This is a genomic window from Sphingopyxis sp. NFH-91 (assembly GCF_021401285.1).
GTDB classification, from domain to species: Bacteria; Pseudomonadota; Alphaproteobacteria; order Sphingomonadales; family Sphingomonadaceae; genus Sphingopyxis; species Sphingopyxis terrae_A.
The window spans coordinates 575,101-593,784 of record NZ_JACBGA010000001.1 but is presented as its reverse complement, the minus strand read 5'-3'; the positions used below and the strand labels follow the sequence as shown (position 1 = coordinate 593,784).

Genomic DNA, 18,684 nt, shown 5'->3' with positions numbered 1-18,684 from the left:
TCGGCGCCGGTTGTTTCTCGTGGATGGGATTATTCCCTTGCCCGCGATGGTTACTGCGTGGGCGATCCTTACGAAGCAATAACAGCGTAGTATTCTTGCGTTAAACCGGCATCCCGGCGCGCCGAGTCGTTGAACGGCGGCTTCAGCACCCCGCGAAATCGCGATTTCACGAGGGTTTGCCATGTCGGCGCCGGGGCGAATCCCAATTCGTCGCACATCCAGTTGAACCAGACAGTGCCGGCGCTCACATGCCGGATCTCGTCGGTATAAATGCGCTCCAATATCTTTGCCGAAGCCTCGTCGCCTTGGGCGCGGAAGCGCATGACGGTGGCGGGCGTCACGTCGAGGCCGCGCGCCTCCAGCACCATTGGCACAATCGCCAGCCGCGCGAGCGGATCGTCGGCGATCGCCGCCGCCGCTTCCCACAGGCCTGCATGGGCGGGCAGCGCGCCATAGTGACTGCCAAGCGTGCGCAGGCGCCGCTCGAGCAGCGCGAAATGCATCGCCTCGTCGGCCGCGACGGCGATCCAGTCATCGACGAAGCCGCGCGGGAAGCAGTCGCCGAAGCGCCCCAACAGATCGACCGCCAGATCGATCGCGACGAATTCGATATGCGCCAGCGCATGGAGCATCGCGATGCGACCCCGCTCGGAGCCGCCCTTGCGGCGGCGCGGCATCTGGTTCGGCGGCAGCAGCGCGGGCTCGGCCGGCCAGGCGGGCTGATCCGGCATCGCCACGTCGCAGCGCTGGGCAAGCGCGCCGCGGCGCCACGCCCGCGCCAACGCCCGCGCCGCGCGGCGCTTGTCGTGCGGGTCCGCCGTCAGCAGGACCGCGCGCGCCGCTTCGCCCAGGCTTTGCATCAGAGCGTCTTTGCCGCCTCCAGCACCGCATCGGCATGGCCCTTCACGCGCACCTTGCGCCATTCGCGGGCGAGCTTGCCATCGGCCCCGAACAGGAAGGTCGAGCGTTCGATTCCCATATAGGTGCGGCCATAATTCTGCTTTTCGACCCAGGTGCCAAAGGCTTCGCACACGCTGCCGTCCTCGTCGGAGGCGAGCCGCACGGTCAGACCATATTTGTCGCGAAACTTGCACAGCTTCGCCGGCGCGTCGCGCGACACCGCGATCACCTGCGCATTCAGATGCGCGAAATCGGGTGCGAGCCGGGTGAAATCCTGCGCCTCGGTGGTGCAGCCCGGCGTATCCGCCTTGGGATAGAAATAGACGACCAGCGGCGCCCCCTTCAGCGCCTTGAGGTCGATCTCTGCGCCGTCGGCATCGGCAAGCGTGCCGGCCGGAATATCGTCTCCGATCGCGAGTGCGCTCATTCGTCCTTCTCCTTCTGGGGCGCGGCGGACCGAATCGCGGCCCACCAGTCGCCGACCTCCTGCCGCGCCGCATCGTGCGCGGCAAGCAGTTGCGGCCAGCCCGGTTCGCCGCAGGCGCTGGCGACCAGTTTGCGCGCCGCCGCGTTGGCGGGGGCGCCTTCGGGCGCGGTCAGTCGCAGCATGACGAGCATCCGCGCAAGCAGCGCATGCGCCGTCCCCATTCCGGTCGGCGCCAATGCCGCTGCTTCCAGGCAGGCGAGCGCGGTCGGGATATGCGGATCGCGACAGCGCCCGCTCGCCAGTTGCTCGGTCTGCATGGCAAATTCCAGATCGACGAGCCCACCGGGGCCGCCCTTGATGTCGAGCGCGCCCTGCGGCGGCTTATGCGCGGCGATCTTATCGCGCATCGTCGCGGCGTCAGCGACGACCGCGGCCCGGTCGCGCGGCGCCGTCAGGACCTTTTCGATCACGCGGCCCACCTCGGCGCGCGCCGCGTCGGAGCCATAGACAGCGCGCGCGCGCAGCAGCGCCATATGCTCCCACGTCCACGCCTCCTCCCGCTGATAGCGGTCGAAGCTGTCGACCGTGACCACCAGCGGCCCTTGCGCGCCCGACGGGCGGAGCCGGACATCGACGTCGTAGAGCTTGCCCGCCGCGGTCGGTACCGACATCGCCGCCGTCACCCGCTGCGCAAGCCGGTTGTAATAGGTCGTGGCGCCGAGCGGCCGCAGCCCGTCCGATTCCGCGAGATGGTCGCCGGTGAACAGATAGATGAGATCGAGGTCGGAGGCATGGGTCAGCGCGCTGCCGCCAAGCCGCCCGAGCGCGAGCACGACCAGTTCGCTGTTCGGAACGCGGCCGTGCGCGACGACGAATTCGGCAACCGTGGCGTCGGCGAGCACCTGCAACGCCGCTTCGGCCAGATCGGCATAACCGCGCGCGACGATCAGCGGGTCGGTCGATCCCGCGATCAGTTGTACGCCATAGGCAAAACGCCGCTCGCCCACCCGGTCGCGCACGCGGTCGAGCAACCGCTCATAATCGAGACCGGCAAGCGTCGGCGCCCATTCGGCGAGCAGTTCGGTCTTGCTGGCCGGTGCCTCGAACGCGCGCGCGTCGATCAGCCCCTCGATCAGCTCGACGCGCGCCGCGAGCGCATCGGAAAGCGCGGGCGCGAGCGCGAGGATGCGCGTCGCGATTTTCGCCAGCGCGGGCTGCGCCGCGAGCAGATGAAAGAAGCCCACCGCACTGGGCAGCCCCCCCACCAGCTTGTCGAAGCGGACGAGCGCCGCGTCGGGATCGGGTGCCGCGCCGAGCGCCCGAACGAGTTCGGGGAGCACCGTCTCCAGCGCCTCGAGTGCTGCCGGGCTGCGCAGCGCGCGCGCCTTGCCGCCGCGCCATTCGGTGATGGTGCGCAGCGCGGCGTCGGGCGGATCGAACCCCGCCGCGGCGAGCGCCCCCGCCAGCTCCCCCTCGCCCATCGGCAGCCCGCGCGCCACCGCGCGTTCGGCCACCAGCCGGTCGTAGACGGCGCCGACATCGGTAACCACAGGTTCGAGCGCGGCGAGCAGCGCGGCGCCGTTGGGCGCTCCGTCGAGCCGCGCCACAGCGTCGAGCGCGACGGGCTGGACCGGCAGGCTGTGCGTTTGCTGATCCTCGATCATCTGCAACCGGTGTTCGATCCGCCGCAGCACCGCATAATGATCGGCAAGCCGCGTCGCGATATCGGCATCGATCCGTCCTGCTCCGGCGAGCGCAGCGAGCGCGTCCACCGTCGCCGGCACGCGCAGCGACGGATCGCGCCCGCCGTAGATGAGCTGGTGAACCTGCGCGAAAAATTCGATCTCGCGAATGCCGCCGCGGCCGCGCTTGAGATCGAAACCCGGGCCGAATGCCTGCCCTTGCGCGAAATGGTCGCGGATGCGGTCGCTCATCGCGCCGATTTCCTTGAGCTGGCGGAAATCGAGGCTGCGCCGCCAGATGAAGGGCTGGATCGCGTCGAGGAAATGCTCCCCGAGCGCGCGGTCGCCCGCCGACGCACGCGAACGGATGAAGGCCGCCTGCTCCCATGCCAGCGCCTCCGACTCATAATAGGATATGGCGGCGCTTTCGGGCAGGACGATCGGCGTCACTTCGGGGTGCGGGCGCAGGCGCAAATCGACGCGCAACACATGGCCATCGGCAGTACGCGCCGACAGGATTTCGACCATCCGCCGCGCGATCCGCACCGCCGCCTCATCGGGGTCGTCGCGCGAGCGGCGCGGCATGGTGTCGGGGTCGAAGATCAGGATCGGGTCGATGTCCGACGAATAGTTGAGTTCGTGGCTGCCGAGCTTGCCGAGCGCAATGACGGCAATCCCGCGCGGCGCCTCTCCGGGGACGCGCTCGGCAAAGGCTGCGGCCAGCGCCGCGTCGCAGGCGGCATCGGCAAAGGCGGAGAGGTGGCGCGTCGTTGCCGCCACATCATGCTCGCCCGACAGATCGCCGAGCGCGAGCAGCAGCGCCGTGCGCCCGCGCCACCGGCGCAGCGCTGGCATGATGTCGTCGTCCGCCGCTGGCAGCGCCACCGGCGGCAGCGCCGCATCGGCCCCATCGGCCAGAAAGCGCGCCACGTCGTCGGGATAAAGCTCCGCGAGCCGCGCGAGAAACGGGGCGTTGGCGGTCAGGCGGTCGAGCGCGGACTGGCGGGCGGCTGTCATCGCCCGCCGCTATCGCCTGCTCAACCGGCGCTCGCAACCCTCACTGACAAAAGGTCAGGCCGGAACGGTGCTTTCGTCAAAGAACAGTACCTGCGAAATCGCGGCGCGGAGCGTGGCCGGCTGATAGGGTTTGGTCAGCAGGAAAGCCGGTTCGGGACGGTCGCCTGTGAGCAGTCGTTCGGGGAAAGCGGTGATGAAGATCACCGGCACGTTCATGCCGGTCAGGATTTCCTGCACCGCCTCGATGCCCGAACTATTGTCGGCGAGCTGAATGTCGGCGAGGACCAGGCCCGGCTTGTGCGTCTGCGCTTCGGCCACCGCCTCGGCGTGGGTGGTCGCCACCGCGACGACGTCGTGCCCCAGATCGCGGACGATCATTTCGATGTCCATCGCGATGATCGGTTCATCCTCGATGATCAGGATGCGCGCGCGCGTCTGGCGTTCGATTTCCTCGGTCGCCTCTGCAATCAGGGCGTTCACGGCATCGGTGTCGCGGCCGATGATCCTCCCTGTATCCTCGGCATCAAAGCCTTCGACCGCGGTGAGCAGCAGCGCCTGGCGTGCGAGCGAGGGGATACGGCGGAGCCGCGCGTCGGCGATCGCGATTTCGGGCGAGGCGCCATCGTCGTTCGCGGCCGCCTGTTCGGCGACGAGGCCGAAATTATCATGGACCATGCGATAGAGCTGGACGCGCAAATCATGATCGAGATCGACTGTGGCCGGGTTGGCCACCAGCGTTTCGAGCAAGCGTGCCACCAGCGCATCGCCCGCCGGCTGGCTTCCGGAAATCGCGCGGCCATAGCGCCGCAGATAGGGAAGATGCGGCGCGATCGCCTGACCCAAGGACATATATTACCTCCACATGCGGACGATGAACCCGCTTGAAAACCCGCAGAATATCGAGGGTCCGGCAAGGAAATGCGTGCGCCCCCGACATAATTTCACTTGATGGGAACGATTTAGCCGCAATTTGGTTTCATAGGGAAGGAACAAACGCGCCATTGCAGTTTGGTGAAGGCGCGGTTAGCAACGGGGCCCATGTCGCAAGGAAGCAACGATAATGACGTCTAAGGCCGGCTCGTCGCCCGAAAAGGCCGCCGGGAAAGACGCCGAGAAAAAGCTCCCCAGAAAGGCGCAGGATGTCAATCTTGCGCTTCGGCGCGCCTATGAGTCGGCGATCGACGAAACGATCCCGCAATCCATGCTCGACCTTCTGAACAAGCTCGACTGATTTTTCAGCGGTGGTATCGCGCCGCGAAATCGCTCTGGAAGGCGGCGAAACAGCCTTCGGCGATGGCGTCGCGCATCGCCTGCATCAACGCCTGATAGAAATGCAGATTATGCTGCGTCATCAGCATGGCGCCCAGCATCTCGCCCGACCGGACGAGATGGTGGAGATAGGCGCGCGACCAGGTCGTGCAGACGGGGCAGTCGCACGACGCATCGAGCGGCCCCAGATCCTCGGCATATTTGGCGTTGCGGATGTTGAGCGGACCGTCCCAGGTGAAGGCCTGCCCGTTGCGGCCCGAGCGCGTCGGCAGCACGCAATCGAACATGTCGATCCCGCGCGCGACCGCTCCCACCAGATCGTCGGGCTTGCCCACACCCATCAGGTAGCGCGGCTTGTCGGCGGGAAGCTGGCCTGGCGCAAAATCAAGCACCCCGAACATCGCCTCCTGTCCCTCACCGACCGCCAGCCCGCCGATCGCATAGCCGTCGAAACCGATGTCGATTAGCGCCTCGGCCGATCGCGCGCGCAGCTTTTCGTCGAGTGATCCCTGCTGGATCCCGAAAAGCGCCGACCGCGCGGCGTGCGCCTCGCCCGCGTCGAAGCCCACGCGGCTGCGCGCTGCCCAGCGCATCGACCGCTCCATACTCGCCTCGGCGCGCTTGGCATCGACGCCGTTCGGCGGGCATTCGTCGAATGCCATGACGATATCGCTGCCGAGCAGTCGCTGGATTTCCATCGATCGTTCGGGGGTCAGCATGTGCCGCGATCCGTCCAGATGGCTCTTGAACGCCACGCCCTCTTCGCTCTGCTTGGTCAGCGCCGAGAGGCTCATCACCTGATAGCCTCCGCTGTCGGTCAGGATCGGCCGGTCCCAGCCCATGAAATCGTGCAGCCCGCCGAGGCGGGCCATGCGCTCAGCGCCGGGACGCAGCATCAGATGATAGGTGTTGCCAAGAATGATGTCGGCGCCCGTCGCGCGTACTTCGGCCGGGCGCATCGCCTTCACCGTCGCGGCGGTACCCACCGGCATGAAGGCGGGGGTGCGAATATCGCCGCGCTGCATCCGGATCACGCCGGTACGCGCGGCGCCGTCGGTCGCGGCGACCTGAAAAGCGAATCTGTCGGTCATGGCGCGCGCCTATGACGGGGACGGCGCCGAAAGTCGAGGTCAGAGCGCCAAGGACGCCGCAACGCTGTCCGGCAAACAGAGACCTCCGCCTAGGCGCGCTCGTGCTCGCTCGACGGTTCTTCCTCGGCCGCCTTGGCCTTTTCTTTCGGCTTTTCCTTTTCGAAGATGGCGAGCAATTCCTGCTTCTTCGCCTCCGAAAGATCCTTCTCGGCCTCCGGGAACATCTCTTCCTCTTCCTCGTCGATATGATGAAGATAGCGGTCCTTCATCGTGCGAAAGCGGGTGAGCCAGCCGGTCGAGGCAAAATCCATTTCGTAAAGCTCGGTCAGGAAATCCTCGATCTCCTTATGCTCCGACACGCTGTGCTGCGCATCGTCGCGCAGTTCAGGCTTGGCGAGCATCGTCGCATAGAGCGACATTTCCTCCGACGCGGCGTGCGCGGTCACTTCGACGCGGAACGCCTCGAACAAGGTGCGGCGCTCGTCGCTGTCGCCGTGGGTCTCGTCGATGCGCGCCAGCAGGTCGCGGTGGCGGTCGTGGTCGGCCTTCAGCCGCGCGAAAATCTTCGTCTCAGCCATGATGGTCTCCGTTCCGTGAATGGGATCGGAGGTAGAACGACCGACGCGCGGCGCGGTTCCCGGTTCAGGCGGCCTTCCAGTCGCTCGAGGTGCTGAACGCCGGCAGAACGAGCGTATTCGCAGCCTGCTGGCTCGCCGCCGCGATCAGATAGGGGGAGACGCGGTGGCGGGTGCAGAGCCCGCCATTGCCGTCGCTGACCATCGATTGTTCGAATTCGATGCCCTGCTGATGATTGATCGAGCGCCGCACCGTCGCCGTCGCGAGCTGGCCTTCGCCGAAGTCGATCACAAATTGCGTCCCGACCGGAACATCCAGAATTCCCTCGATGAAGGCGCCGGTGCGCGACAGGTTGCGGATCACCACCGCGTAGCGATGATTGTCGTGAATCGCATGCACCTTGCGGAACATCTGGAAGCGGTCGTTGCGCTGACGCGCCGGGCCCGACGGCTTGATCGTCCACGCGCCGCCCTCGGTACGCTCCACCAGTTCGGCATTGGCGACCGGTTTGCTGTAGACATAACCCTGGACGTGACTGACGTTGAGTTTGCGGATCAGGTCGAGCTGATCGAGCGATTCGATGCCTTCTGCCGTCGTTTCCATGTCGAGCGCTTCGGCGAGCGCGACGATTGCCGCAATGATCGCCGCATTGCGCGATCCCTTTACGGTCGCACCGCGCACGAAGCTCTGGTCGATCTTGATCTTGTCGAACGGCGCCGATTGCAGATAGCCGAGCGACGAATAGCCGGTTCCGAAATCGTCGAGCGCCAGCCGCACGCCAAGCGCCTTCAGCGCCGTGAACATCCGCGCCGTCTCGCTGGAATCGGCCAGGAATACGCTTTCGGTGATTTCGAGTTCGAGCCGGTCGGCGGGCAGTCCGGCGTTGGACAGCGCGCTGGTGATAATCTTGGGCAGGTCTCCATTGGCGAACTGGATCGCCGACACATTGACCGCGACACGCAAGTCGCCCGGCCAGCGCGCAGCATCCTCGCACGCCTTGCGCAGCACCCATTCGCCGAGCGGCCAGATCAGATTGGCCTCTTCGGCGATCGGGATGAACAGTGCGGGCGAGATCGGGCCGCGGTCGGGATGGTTCCAGCGCAGCAGCGCCTCGACGCCGGTCACCATATTGCTCTTGGCATTGACGACTGGCTGATAGGTCAACTCCATCTGCCCGCGCGCCAGCGCGTCGCGCAGGTCCTCCTCCAGCGCGCGGCGATCCTCGGCCGATTGATGCAGGTCGCTCGAATAGAAGCGGAACCGGCCGCGCCCGTTGCCCTTTGCGGCATAAAGCGCAAGATCGGCGTTGCGCACCAGATCCTCGCTCGACTGTCCATCGAAGGGCGCGATCGCGACCCCGACCGACGCGCCGATGATGCAGCGGCTGCCTTCGACCGAATAGGGCTGCGACAGGCTGCCGATAATGTCGGCGGCCATATCGCCGAGGCGCCCGCGATCCTCGATATCGGGCAGGATGATCTGGAATTCGTCGCCGCCCAACCGGCTGACCATCTCCTTGTCGCCGACGATCTTGAGCAATCGCTCAGCAACCTGCTTGAGCAGCGCATCGCCCGCCGGGTGACCGAGCGTGTCGTTGACCTGCTTGAAGCGGTCGAGGTCGAGCAGCATGATCGCGCAGCTCCGCTGCTGCTGCGAAAAGGCCGCGAGCGTCGTGTCGAGCTTTTTGGAGATGTGGAAACGGTTGGCGAGTCCGGTCAGCGAATCATAGAGCGCGAGCCGCGAAGCATCCTCGGCCGATCGGCGCTGCGCGGTGATGTCAGTGCCGCTGCCGCGATAGCCGCAGAAATTGCCCCGATCGTCATGGTGCGGCCGCCCCGAAATCGCCCACCAGCGATCATCGCCCTCAAAGGCGCTGCGCAGGGGCAGATCGTCGAATTTGGACTGGCGCGTCAGCAGGAACGGCAGCGTGCGCTGCCGCTCGCCGTGGCTTTCGGGCGGCAGGAACAGATCGGTGAGCGGCGTGCCGAGCAGTTCGCCGCTCGACCGGCCCATCAGGCGCGCGACGGCATCGGTGATATAGGTCAGCCGGCCCTGGGTATCGGTCGACCAGAACCAGCCGCGGCCGCTTTCCTCGTAATTCTGGAGCAGCAGCAGCGCTTCGCGGGTGTGCAGATTGGGGATCGCTTCAGCGCCCGAACGCGCGGCGCGCGCGCCGAACTTGCCGAGCAAGCCGCGACTACCCGTCGCAGCGCCCCCATCGACATGTTCCCCGTCCCCGCGAAATGGCATGATTACAACGACACTCGTGCTGGTCCCCACTAGCGGAGATATTTGGGGCCAATGCCTTGCCATAATGTAAATATCCGCTTCCCGGCCGCGGAAAATTGTCCCGTTCAGGGTAGGAGCAAGCTCGAATCGCCGTAGCTGTAGAACCGGTATCCACCGGCAATCGCATGCGCATAGGCCGCCTGCATCGTCTCCAATCCCATCAGCGCACTGACCAACATGAACAAGGTCGATCGCGGCAGGTGGAAGTTCGTCATCAGTCCGTCGATGGCGCGGAAGCGGTAGCCGGGGGTGATGAAGATCGCCGTATCGCCTTCGAAGGGCCGGATTACCCCCTCCTCGCCCGCCGCGCTTTCGAGCAGGCGCAGGCTGGTGGTGCCGACCGCTATGACCCGGTTGCCGCGGGCGCGCACCGCGTTCAGCCGCTCGGCGGTCGCGGAATCGATCACCCCCCATTCGGCGTGCATGACATGATCTTCGGTATCGTCGGCCTTGACCGGCAGAAAGGTGCCCGCGCCGACGTGCAGCGTCAGCGTCTCGCTCTCGATCCCCGCCGCGCCGAGCGCCGCGAGCAGATCGGGCGTGAAGTGCAAGGCCGCGGTCGGCGCGGCGACGGCGCCGTCCTTTTGCGCGAACATCGTCTGATAATCGCTGCGGTCGGCATCGTCCGTGGCGCGCTTGCCCGCAATATAGGGCGGCAGCGGCATCGTGCCCGCGCGTTCGAGCAGCAGCTCGACCGGCTCTTCGCCCGGGAAGAAGAGGATGAAGCTGCCGTCGGCCAGCCGGTCCTCGGCGAGTGCGCCGACGCCTGCGCCGAAATCGACCGTCTCGCCGATGCGCAGCCGCTTGGCGTTGCGGACGAACGCCTGCCAGCGGCGAAGGTCGATCCGCTTGTGGAGCGTGGCGCCGATGCGCGCATCGCCGCGACGCCCTTCGAGCTGGGCGGGAATGACGCGGGTATCGTTGAAGACCAGACAGTCGCCCGGCCGCAGCCATCGTGGCAGGTCGCGCACCCCGGCATCGGTCATCGCACCGCCCACCACGACGAGCATGCGTGCCGCATCGCGCGGACGCGCCGGACGGAGCGCGATGCGCTCGGGCGGCAGATCGAAATCGAATGCGTCGACGCGCATTATCAGGATCGCGCGTGCGGCAAGGTCAGCGCTGGATCGGCGCGTCGAGCTGATCGGCCGTGATATCCGTGGCGGGCTTTGCCGGCTGATCCTCGGTCAGCATCGATGCCGGCGGCATCGGCTTGTTGTCGGCGGCCACCGACACCTGGACCATGCGGGACATCACCGCCGGCGGCTCGCCCTTGTGCACGGCATCGACGAATTGCATGCCCGACACGACGCGGCCGAAGGCGGTGTAATTATGGTCGAGGCTGAAGCGCGGCTGCAGCATGATGAAGAACTGGCTGTTCGCGCTGTCGGGGCTCTGCGCACGCGCCATCGACACGGTACCGCGCAGATGCGGCGTATCGTTGAACTCGGCCTTGAGGTCGGGAAGCTCCGATCCACCCTGCCCGGTCGCGGTCGGATCGCCCGTCTGCGCCATAAAGCCGTCGATCACGCGGTGAAACTTCACCCCGTCGTAAAAGCCGGCCCGCGCAAGCTGCTTGACGCGTTCGACGTGATGCGGCGCGACATCGGGATAAAGCTGCACCACGACGCGGCCGCCGGTCGAAAGGTCGAGGTTGAGCATATATTCGGGATTGCCCAGATATTGCTCGGGCTTGATCGTCGGCGCGGCTTCGGTCGCGGTATCGGTTGCCGGCGCCGCTTCGGTTGCGGGTGCGGCGGCCGCCACGGGGTCCGTCGTCGCCGGGGCCTCCTGCGCCATGGCGGGAAGCGCGAGCCCGAACGCAAGCGCCGTCAGGACCATGGGTCGGAAAATCATCTTCATGCTGGGTCAGGCCTCTATCAAAAACTGCTTCGCGCCCCGTTGGCGCGACCTAGCGGGAAAAAGCTGAACGCTCAATGATCGGATTGCCGGCGACGGGATCAGCCCTCGCCCTGGCGAAGTCCGCGTTCGGATATCCGCGCGACGACGGCATCGCGAACGGCGGGGGTAACGAATTTGTGGATGTCGCCGCCGAAGATCGCGATTTCCTTGACCAGCCGCGACGCGATCGGCTGCAGGCTGACGTCGGCCATCAAAAACACGGTTTCGACGCGGTTGTTGAGCTGCTGGTTCATCCCCGCCATCTGATATTCATATTCGAAATCGGCGACGGCGCGCAGCCCGCGGACGATCACCGTCGCCCCCTCGCGCTCGGCAAAGTCCATCAGCAGCGAATTGAAGCCGACGACGCGAATGTCGCCATCGATCCCTTCTACCTCGCGGCGGACCATTGCCAGCCGTTCCTCGTCGTCGAACATCGGCGATTTGGTGATATTGGTCGTCACCCCGATTACCAGCCGATCGACCAGCTTGGCGCCGCGGCGGATGATGTCCATATGGCCGAGCGTGATCGGGTCGAAGGTTCCGGGATAAACCCCAATGCGCATCAACGGTCCCTTTCCACCACAAAGCGCGCGATCGCGCGCAGCAGCGCCGCCTCTTCGCCGAAACCGGCCAGATGCGCAATTGCCTGATCGACGAGCAGCCCGGCCTGTTCGCGCGCGCGGTCGATCCCCATCAGCGTGACGAAGGTCGCCTTGCCCGCATCCGCGTCCTTGTGCAGCGCCTTGCCGGCCAGCGCCTCGTCGCCCTCGACGTCCATGATGTCGTCGGCGATCTGGAACGCGAGGCCGATGTCGCGCGCATAGCCGCGCAGCGGGCGCCGCCCTTCGGCCGGAATACGCGCGAGGATAGCCCCCGCCTCGACCGAAAAGCCGATGAGGGCGCCGGTTTTGAGCTGTTGCAGCCGTGTCACCGTCGGCAGGTCGAAATTCGACGTTTCGGCCATCAGGTCCATCATCTGCCCGCCCGCCATGCCCGCCGGTCCGGCGGCCAGTGCGAGTTCGCGAACAAGCTCGCTGCGCACGAAAGGATCGGCATGCGTCGCCGGATCGATCAGCCATTCGAAGGCGAGCGCATGCAGCGAATCGCCCGCCAGCACCGCGGTCGCATCGTCGAACGCCTTGTGCACGGTCGGCTTGCCGCGCCGCAGATCGTCATCGTCCATGCACGGCAGGTCATCGTGGATCAGCGAATAGACATGCATCGCCTCGACCGCGGCGCCGACGCGCAGGCTGAGCTGACGGTCGACATGGAACAGGTCCGCCGCCGCGCAGACCAGCAGCGGGCGCAGCCGCTTGCCGCCGCCGATCGCAGCATGGCGCATCGCTTCATAGAGGCGCGCGCGCGGGTCTTGCGGGACCGCCAGCAGGCGATCGAACAGCGCGTCGATGCCCGCCGCCACTTCGACCAGCGCATTGCGGAGAAGATCGGAAGAATTCTGCATTGCCCCCTCGGCCAGTGCCACCGCGCCTCAGCCTTCGCCGAAAGGCTTGGTTCCGGCGGGCTGTCCGTCGGCGCCGAGCCCGACCTGCTCGATGCGCGCCTGCGCCGCGGCAAGCCGCGCTTCGCAGTGCGCGCGCAGGGCATGGCCGCGTTCGTACAGCGCCACCGATTCCTCGAGGCTGACATCACCGCTTTCGAGGCGGCGGACGATGGTTTCGAGTTCGCCCATCGCGGCTTCGAAGGACAGCGCCGCAATATCGGCGGCAGCGGCGGTATCGGGGGTATCCGTCATCCCCCAGCTTTGGCCCGCGAAGGGCGCTGCGGTCAAGCTTGACGTCGCCCTTTTCGTCGATAGCATCGCCGTCATGTTCGTCGGCCATTTCGCCCCGGCGCTCGTCGCCGCCACCCGGCCCAGGGCCCCGGGGCTCGGAACGCTGTTCGTGGCGGCGCAACTCGTCGATATCGGCTTCGCCGCGCTGCTGATCCCGGGGGGCGAGGCGATGCGCGTCGTTCCCGGCATCACGGCGATGAACCCGATGGACCTCTATCACATGCCCTACACGCACAGCCTGCTCGGCGCGCTGCTGTGGGGTGCGGCGTTCGGCGCGCTGGTCGGGGCGATTACCCGGCGGCGGGAGGCGGCGTTGCTGACGGCACTGGTCGTCGTTTCGCACTGGTTCGCCGACCTGATCGTCCATATCCCCGACCTCACCCTCTATGGCGCGCCGCCGAAACTCGGGTTCGGGCTGTGGAATTATCCGCTCGCCGAAATGCCGCTCGAGATCGGACTGACCGCCGCAGCGATGATCTATTATGCACGCCGGACCAGCGCGCCGACCGGCAACCGGCGATTGTGGATCCTCGGCGGCTTGCTCGCGGCGGTCCAGGCGGTCGACTGGTTCGGCGCCAAGGCGCCCGACTATTCGATCGAAATCCCGCTGACGATGCTCGCCGCCTATATCGTCCTTGCGCTCGTCGCGGCGTGGGCGGGCGCGAACCGCGCTGTCGTGATGGCGCAGGAGGAGGCCTCGACATGATCCATTACGCGATCGGCTATGTCGCCACCGCGATCCTTTTCGGCCTGCTCGACGCCTTGTGGCTCCGCACGATGGTGCCCGCGGTCTACCGCCCCGAAATCGGTACGTTGCTTATGGACGGATGGCGGCCCGCGCCCGCGCTGATCTTCTACGCCCTCTATATGCTGGGCATCCAGATTTTCGCGGTCGCCCCCGCGATCGAGGCCGGGCGTTGGCAGGTCGCGGCGCAATGGGGGGCGCTGTTCGGCTTCTTCTGCTACATGACCTACGACCTCACCAATCATGCCACGATGAAGATCTGGTCGACCAAGGTGACGCTGCTCGACATCGCCTGGGGCAGCGTCGCGACCGGCCTCGCCGCCGGCGCGGCGGCCTGGATCGTGCTGACCGTCGCGCCGCGCACCACCTGAAACGCAGCCTCCTTTTGCAATCCCGATAAAGTTTTTTGCAATTGCTGCGCCGTGCGCGCGCCGTCATGCTGCGGCGCACAATAAAGAGGGGCTTAAAGGCAAGTTTTGTTCATCAAGACAAGGACTTGCACGATGAAAATTATCCTATTTCCCGCGTTCGCCGCCGCCGTGCTGGCGCCCGCCTTTGTCGCGGCTGCCGAACCGGCGCAGCAGCGTTTCGAACATGCCGGCCATGTATATGCCTATTCGGTGACCGAAACCGACGGCTATCGCATCATCAGCGGGATCGAGGAGAAGAGCGGCAAGCCGTTCAAGCTGCGCGTCGGCACTCACCGCGTGCGCGGCACCGTCGGCACCCAGCAGGTCAATTTCTCGCTGCGCGACGTCGAACCGCTCGGGAAAGCGGCAGTGACGCTCGCCGCGCGCTGAGACACCTCTCCGACCCGGACCCCATGGTGCGAAAAGCATCGTGGGGTCTGTTCGTTTCGCGCGTACATCGCTAAAGGCGCGCCATGACTCAGACAGCAAGCGCGCCCGCCTCCGTCATCACCCCCGAGATCGTCGCCGACCATGGCCTGTCTCCGGAAGAATATGAGCGCGTCCTCGCCGCGCTGGGGCGCGAACCGAACCTTGTCGAACTCGGCATCTTTTCGGTCATGTGGTCCGAGCATTGCAGCTACAAAAGCTCGCGCCTCCACCTCAAGAAACTGCCGACCGAGGCGCCGTGGGTGATCTGCGGCCCCGGCGAAAATGCCGGCGTCATCGACATCGGCGAAGGTCCCGACGGCACGAAGCTCGCGGCGATCTTCAAGATGGAGAGCCACAACCACCCCTCGTACATCGAACCCTATCAGGGCGCGGCGACCGGGGTCGGCGGCATCCTGCGCGACGTCTTCACGATGGGTGCGCGTCCGGTCGCGAACCTCAACGCGCTGCGCTTCGGCCGCCCCGACCATCCGAAGATGAAGCATCTCATCTCGGGCGTCGTCCACGGCATCGGCGGCTACGGCAATTGCGTTGGCGTTCCGACCGTCGGCGGCGAGGTCAATTTCCACAAAGCCTATGACGGCAACATCCTGGTCAACGCGATGACCGTCGGCGTCGCAGAGCAGGACAAGATCTTCTATTCGGCCGCCAGCGGCGTGGGCAATCCGATCGTCTATGTCGGATCGAAAACCGGCCGCGACGGCATCCACGGCGCAACGATGGCGTCGGCCGACTTCGGCGAGGATGCCGAGGAGAAGCGCCCCACGGTGCAGGTCGGCGATCCCTTTACGGAGAAGCTGCTGATCGAGGCATGCCTCGAGCTGATGGCGTCGGACGCGATCGTCGCGATCCAGGACATGGGCGCTGCGGGACTCACCTCCTCGTCGGTCGAAATGGCGTCGAAGGGCGGCGTCGGCCTCCACCTCAAGATGGACGATGTGCCGCAGCGCGAAACCGGCATGACCGCCTATGAAATGATGCTGTCCGAGAGCCAGGAACGCATGCTGATGGTCCTGAAGCCCGGCAAGGAAGAGTTTGCGAAGGCGATCTTCGAGAAATGGGAACTCGACTTCGCGGTTATCGGCACCGTCACCGATACGGGGCGCATGGTGCTGGAACATCATGGCGAGATCGTCTGCGACATCCCGCTCGCCCCGCTCGCCGACGATGCGCCGCTCTATGACCGGCCGCACGTTCCGACGCCGAAGCAGCCCGACCTGACCGACGTCCCCGAAACCGCCGATGTCGCGGCCGACCTCAAGACGCTCATGGGATCGCCCGACATCGCAAGCCGCCGCTGGATCTACGAACAATATGACAGCCAGGTCGGCGGCGACACGGTGCAGATCGGCGGCGACGCAGCGCTCGTCCGCATCCACGGCACGGGCCGCGCGCTCGCGATGAGCACCGACTGCACCCCGCGCTATTGCTATGCCGACCCGGTCGAGGGCGGCAAGCAGGCGGTCGCCGAAACCTGGCGCAACATCAGCGCGGTCGGCGCGACCCCGCTCGCGATCACCAACTGCCTCAACTTCGCCAATCCGCAGCGCCCCGAGATCATGGGGCAAATCACCGGGTGCCTCGACGGCATGGGCCAGGCGTGCCGCGCGCTCGACTATCCGATCGTCTCGGGCAATGTCAGCCTCTATAACGAGAGCAAGGCGACCGGCGGCGGCAGCGCGATCCTGCCCACCCCCGCGATCGGCGGCGTCGGCGTGATCGACGATCTGTCGAAGGCCGTCGGCATCGGCTTCAAGCGCACCGGCGATATCGTGCTCGCGGTCGGCGAGCGCGCCGGCCACCTCGGCCAGTCGGTCTGGCTGCGCGAAATCCTCGGTCGCGAGGAAGGCCCGCCGCCGCCGGTCGACCTGCGCGCCGAAAAGCGCACCGGCGATTTCATCCGCCACTCAATCAACGCCGGCTGGATTACCGCCTGCCACGATGTGTCGGACGGCGGCGTCGCGGTTGCACTCGCCGAAATGGCCCTGAAATCAGGCATTGGCGTGCTCGTCAGCGAGGAACAGCCCTTCGGTATTGCCGAAAGCTTTTTCGGCGAGGATCAGGGCCTCTATCTCGTCACCGTCTGCGACACCTGCCTCGCCGACTTCCTCGACGCTGCGAACCGCGCCGACGTGCCGGTCGATCCGCTTGGTCGGACGATCAAGGACCGCATCGTCTTCGAACTGCCCGAGAGCGATTTTTCGGTGACGCTCGCCGAGCTACGCGAGGCGCATGAGGGCTTTTTCCCGGCGCTGATGGGGGCTGACGCAGCGCTTGCCTAGGTCGTCATTGCGAGCGTAGCGAAGCAATCTCCGGCGACCGGTCGTGCGAGACGATGGCTGGGGATTGCCGCGTCGCTTCGCTCCTCGCAATGACGACGCTCCATTTTGCGCGGAGGTGACCGACTCATGACCATCCACATCGGCATCGGCGGCTGGACCTACGAACCGTGGCGGGGCACCTTCTATCCGCCGAAACATCCGCAAAAGCGCGAGCTCGACTATGCCGGGCAGCATCTGACCGCGATCGAAATCAACGGCACCTATTATGGCAGCCAGAAGCCCGAAAGCTTCGCCAATTGGGCGGCCGCGGTCCCCGACGGGTTCAAATTCAGCGTCAAGGCGTCACGCTTCTGCACCAATCGCAAGCAGCTCGCCGATGGCGCGGCGTCGGTCGAGAAATTTCTGACGCAGGGACTGACGCGCCTTGGCGACAGGCTCGGGCCGATATTGTGGCAGTTCATGGCGACCAAGACCTTCGATCGCGATGATTTCGCGCGCTTCCTCGACCTGCTGCCCGAAAGCCAGGACGGGCTACCGCTGCGCCACGCACTCGAGGTGCGGCACGAGAGCTTTCGCGACGCCGCCTTCGTCGACCTGGCGCGCGAGCGCAACATGGCGATCGTCTTCGCCGACAGCGACGAATTCCCGTGCATCGACGAGGCGACGGCGGACTTCAGCTATGCGCGGCTGCAGCGCAGCCGCGACGATGTCGCGACGGGCTACGACGAGGCGGCGCTCGACCATTGGGAGGCGCGCGCGAAGGCTTGGGCGGCCGGCGAGCGCGACGCTTATGTCTTCTTTATCGCGGGCGCCAAGGTGCGCAATCCTGCAGCGGCGCAGGCCCTGATCGCCCGATTGGGCGGCTGAGCAAGAGCAAGCGGCGTTCAGGCCGCCTGCGCGAGTTCGGGCTGCGTCGCCGCTTCGGCGGCCTCTTTGGTACCGAGCAGGTCATAGGGATCGACCCCATCGGCGCGCATCATCGCGTGGACCTGCTTGTAGATTTTCGGCTCGGCGATCCCCAGACGCTGGCGCGCCGCGTCGATCGGTTCGGCCAGCAGCGCCTCGATATTCTGAAAGGCGATCTGCTGTGCGACGCGGCCGATACGCTGGCCTTCGCGGACCGCACCGTAGATCGGGTAGCGGCTGCCGAAACCCTTGCGGATCTCGCGCGCGCCCGCCCAGGCGATGAACAGTGTCCCCCAGCTTGGCGTCTGGCTGTACGAGAAGGCAAGCACGCATTGTTCGCCCAGCGCGTCGCGGCCATAGCCGGTCAGGATGTGGAAGAGGTCGTGCGTGTCGCGCAGCCGGTCGCCATAAAGCTCCACCATATCGTCGAAGCGCGGCTTGGTGCGGCGGAACTTCATCGATTCATCGACAAGTCCCTGCGCGGTCAGCCCTTCGCGTTCCATGAAATCGACATAGACGCGACCGACGCTGCCTTCGGGCAATTTGCGCAGCGCGTCATGATCGTCGAGCATCGCCGGCAGATAGGGGCGATCGGCTAGGACCTTCTGACCTTCCGCGGTCGCAAAGAAACGCGCGACCGACCGTTTGAACCGATTGTCGCGCAGCGCGTCGAGAATGTGAAACACCTGTTCGGTGTCCTCCTTGTCGGCGATCAGCTTGCGGAAATGGTGCAGCGCCTTCAGCGGGCGAAAGCCGGTGTCGGTGCGGTCGGGGTGGATCAGCGGGATAGCGGTCATAGCGTATCTCTTGCGGTTGGGGCCGTGAAGTCTCGATCTAGTCACTACTGACACAAATGTCAATATATCGTGAATGGCCGGTACGTGCGGGCCGGACAAGCCGCTGGACGCGGCCGTCGGCCTCGGCGATAGACGTGTTGGGGGACGAA

Annotated in this window: 19 protein-coding genes; 6 read left to right on the top strand and 13 right to left on the bottom strand. The window is 65.9% G+C overall.

The window, feature by feature from the left end:
- Positions 1-68: 68 nt before the first annotated feature.
- Genes L0963_RS02980 through L0963_RS02965 form a run of 4 tightly spaced genes read right to left on the bottom strand, consistent with a single transcriptional unit; the run spans position 69 to position 4,875 of the window.
- Positions 69-860, bottom strand: a complete 792-nt coding sequence (locus L0963_RS02980; RefSeq protein WP_217372653.1) for a ferritin-like domain-containing protein — start codon at positions 858-860, stop codon at positions 69-71.
- Complete coding sequence (locus L0963_RS02975; RefSeq protein ID WP_186402598.1) at positions 860-1,327, bottom strand: peroxiredoxin; 468 nt, start codon at positions 1,325-1,327, stop codon at positions 860-862. Before L0963_RS02975 ends, L0963_RS02980 begins: the two co-directional genes overlap by 1 nt.
- Positions 1,324-4,026, bottom strand: coding sequence for a bifunctional [glutamine synthetase] adenylyltransferase/[glutamine synthetase]-adenylyl-L-tyrosine phosphorylase (locus L0963_RS02970; RefSeq protein WP_062900671.1), 2,703 nt, complete (start codon positions 4,024-4,026; stop codon positions 1,324-1,326). Before L0963_RS02970 ends, L0963_RS02975 begins: the two co-directional genes overlap by 4 nt.
- Before the next feature lie 54 nt (positions 4,027-4,080).
- Positions 4,081-4,875 (bottom strand): response regulator, encoded by a 795-nt coding sequence (locus tag L0963_RS02965; RefSeq protein ID WP_062900672.1) that lies wholly within the window; start codon positions 4,873-4,875, stop codon positions 4,081-4,083.
- A gap of 211 nt (positions 4,876-5,086) precedes the next feature.
- Between L0963_RS02965 and L0963_RS02960 the strand changes: the two genes are divergently transcribed.
- Positions 5,087-5,257, top strand: coding sequence for a NepR family anti-sigma factor (locus tag L0963_RS02960; RefSeq protein ID WP_156000915.1), 171 nt, complete (start codon positions 5,087-5,089; stop codon positions 5,255-5,257).
- A 4-nt stretch (positions 5,258-5,261) separates the two neighbouring features.
- On the opposite strand, the gene tgt is transcribed toward L0963_RS02960, so the two are convergent.
- The 8 genes from tgt to L0963_RS02920 all read right to left on the bottom strand — a co-directional run bounded on the left by tgt (position 5,262) and on the right by L0963_RS02920 (position 12,909).
- Positions 5,262-6,386 carry a tRNA guanosine(34) transglycosylase Tgt gene (gene tgt / locus L0963_RS02955; RefSeq protein WP_062900673.1) on the bottom strand — a complete coding sequence of 375 codons (1,125 nt, stop codon included), beginning with the start codon at positions 6,384-6,386 and terminating at the stop codon, positions 5,262-5,264.
- Positions 6,387-6,475: 89 nt separating this feature from the next.
- Positions 6,476-6,964 carry a hemerythrin domain-containing protein gene (locus tag L0963_RS02950; RefSeq protein WP_003040526.1) on the bottom strand — a complete coding sequence of 163 codons (489 nt, stop codon included), beginning with the start codon at positions 6,962-6,964 and terminating at the stop codon, positions 6,476-6,478.
- 64 nt (positions 6,965-7,028) lie between these two features.
- Positions 7,029-9,152 (bottom strand): putative bifunctional diguanylate cyclase/phosphodiesterase, encoded by a 2,124-nt coding sequence (locus tag L0963_RS02945; RefSeq protein ID WP_234178548.1) that lies wholly within the window; start codon positions 9,150-9,152, stop codon positions 7,029-7,031.
- Positions 9,153-9,316: 164 nt separating this feature from the next.
- The gene (gene queA / locus L0963_RS02940) at positions 9,317-10,342 is read right to left on the bottom strand and encodes a tRNA preQ1(34) S-adenosylmethionine ribosyltransferase-isomerase QueA (protein ID WP_186402595.1); all 1,026 of its coding nucleotides are present in this window, start codon (positions 10,340-10,342) and stop codon (positions 9,317-9,319) included.
- 25 nt (positions 10,343-10,367) lie between these two features.
- A complete protein-coding gene (locus L0963_RS02935; RefSeq protein ID WP_186402594.1) occupies positions 10,368-11,114 on the bottom strand; it encodes a peptidylprolyl isomerase in 747 nt (248 codons plus the stop codon).
- 98 nt (positions 11,115-11,212) lie between these two features.
- Positions 11,213-11,719, bottom strand: coding sequence for a pantetheine-phosphate adenylyltransferase (gene coaD / locus L0963_RS02930; RefSeq protein WP_003040543.1), 507 nt, complete (start codon positions 11,717-11,719; stop codon positions 11,213-11,215).
- Positions 11,719-12,618, bottom strand: a complete 900-nt coding sequence (locus L0963_RS02925) for a polyprenyl synthetase family protein (protein ID WP_062900676.1) — start codon at positions 12,616-12,618, stop codon at positions 11,719-11,721. The genes coaD and L0963_RS02925 overlap by 1 nt, the downstream gene beginning before the upstream one ends.
- A 27-nt stretch (positions 12,619-12,645) precedes the next feature.
- Positions 12,646-12,909, bottom strand: coding sequence for an exodeoxyribonuclease VII small subunit (locus tag L0963_RS02920; RefSeq protein ID WP_058813173.1), 264 nt, complete (start codon positions 12,907-12,909; stop codon positions 12,646-12,648).
- Positions 12,910-12,982: 73 nt separating this feature from the next.
- Here L0963_RS02920 and L0963_RS02915 point away from each other — a divergent pair, with 73 nt between their 5' ends.
- The 5 genes from L0963_RS02915 to L0963_RS02895 all read left to right on the top strand — a co-directional run bounded on the left by L0963_RS02915 (position 12,983) and on the right by L0963_RS02895 (position 17,699).
- Positions 12,983-13,654 carry a hypothetical protein gene (locus L0963_RS02915; protein WP_062900677.1) on the top strand — a complete coding sequence of 224 codons (672 nt, stop codon included), beginning with the start codon at positions 12,983-12,985 and terminating at the stop codon, positions 13,652-13,654.
- Positions 13,651-14,064 carry a DUF2177 family protein gene (locus tag L0963_RS02910; RefSeq protein ID WP_062900678.1) on the top strand — a complete coding sequence of 138 codons (414 nt, stop codon included), beginning with the start codon at positions 13,651-13,653 and terminating at the stop codon, positions 14,062-14,064. The genes L0963_RS02915 and L0963_RS02910 overlap by 4 nt, the downstream gene beginning before the upstream one ends.
- Positions 14,065-14,196: 132 nt before the next feature.
- A complete protein-coding gene (locus L0963_RS02905; protein WP_062900679.1) occupies positions 14,197-14,493 on the top strand; it encodes a hypothetical protein in 297 nt (98 codons plus the stop codon).
- Positions 14,494-14,576: 83 nt separating this feature from the next.
- On the top strand, positions 14,577-16,832 hold the full coding sequence (gene purL / locus L0963_RS02900; RefSeq protein ID WP_186402593.1) for a phosphoribosylformylglycinamidine synthase subunit PurL: 2,256 nt from the start codon (positions 14,577-14,579) through the stop codon (positions 16,830-16,832).
- 126 nt (positions 16,833-16,958) lie between these two features.
- A complete protein-coding gene (locus L0963_RS02895; protein WP_186402592.1) occupies positions 16,959-17,699 on the top strand; it encodes a DUF72 domain-containing protein in 741 nt (246 codons plus the stop codon).
- Positions 17,700-17,716: 17 nt separating this feature from the next.
- On the opposite strand, the gene L0963_RS02890 is transcribed toward L0963_RS02895, so the two are convergent.
- A complete protein-coding gene (locus tag L0963_RS02890) occupies positions 17,717-18,535 on the bottom strand; it encodes a Coq4 family protein (protein ID WP_062900682.1) in 819 nt (272 codons plus the stop codon).
- Between the last annotated feature and the right edge of the window lie 149 nt (positions 18,536-18,684).

Bases quoted from the DNA above. Each gene is read 5' to 3' on its own strand.
- L0963_RS02980 (WP_217372653.1), bottom strand. From the start codon at position 860: ATGCAAAGCCTGGGCGAAGCGGCGCGCGCGGTCCTGCTGACGGCGGAC.
- L0963_RS02975 (WP_186402598.1), bottom strand. From the start codon at position 1,327: ATGAGCGCACTCGCGATCGGAGACGATATTCCGGCCGGCACGCTTGCC.
- L0963_RS02970 (WP_062900671.1), bottom strand. From the start codon at position 4,026: ATGACAGCCGCCCGCCAGTCCGCGCTCGACCGCCTGACCGCCAACGCC.
- L0963_RS02965 (WP_062900672.1), bottom strand. From the start codon at position 4,875: ATGTCCTTGGGTCAGGCGATCGCGCCGCATCTTCCCTATCTGCGGCGC.
- L0963_RS02960 (WP_156000915.1), top strand. From the start codon at position 5,087: ATGACGTCTAAGGCCGGCTCGTCGCCCGAAAAGGCCGCCGGGAAAGAC.
- tgt (WP_062900673.1), bottom strand. From the start codon at position 6,386: ATGACCGACAGATTCGCTTTTCAGGTCGCCGCGACCGACGGCGCCGCG.
- L0963_RS02950 (WP_003040526.1), bottom strand. From the start codon at position 6,964: ATGGCTGAGACGAAGATTTTCGCGCGGCTGAAGGCCGACCACGACCGC.
- queA (WP_186402595.1), bottom strand. From the start codon at position 10,342: ATGCGCGTCGACGCATTCGATTTCGATCTGCCGCCCGAGCGCATCGCG.
- L0963_RS02935 (WP_186402594.1), bottom strand. From the start codon at position 11,114: ATGAAGATGATTTTCCGACCCATGGTCCTGACGGCGCTTGCGTTCGGG.
- coaD (WP_003040543.1), bottom strand. From the start codon at position 11,719: ATGCGCATTGGGGTTTATCCCGGAACCTTCGACCCGATCACGCTCGGC.
- L0963_RS02925 (WP_062900676.1), bottom strand. From the start codon at position 12,618: ATGCAGAATTCTTCCGATCTTCTCCGCAATGCGCTGGTCGAAGTGGCG.
- L0963_RS02920 (WP_058813173.1), bottom strand. From the start codon at position 12,909: ATGACGGATACCCCCGATACCGCCGCTGCCGCCGATATTGCGGCGCTG.
- L0963_RS02915 (WP_062900677.1), top strand. From the start codon at position 12,983: ATGTTCGTCGGCCATTTCGCCCCGGCGCTCGTCGCCGCCACCCGGCCC.
- L0963_RS02910 (WP_062900678.1), top strand. From the start codon at position 13,651: ATGATCCATTACGCGATCGGCTATGTCGCCACCGCGATCCTTTTCGGC.
- L0963_RS02905 (WP_062900679.1), top strand. From the start codon at position 14,197: ATGAAAATTATCCTATTTCCCGCGTTCGCCGCCGCCGTGCTGGCGCCC.
- purL (WP_186402593.1), top strand. From the start codon at position 14,577: ATGACTCAGACAGCAAGCGCGCCCGCCTCCGTCATCACCCCCGAGATC.
- L0963_RS02895 (WP_186402592.1), top strand. From the start codon at position 16,959: ATGACCATCCACATCGGCATCGGCGGCTGGACCTACGAACCGTGGCGG.
- L0963_RS02890 (WP_062900682.1), bottom strand. From the start codon at position 18,535: ATGACCGCTATCCCGCTGATCCACCCCGACCGCACCGACACCGGCTTT.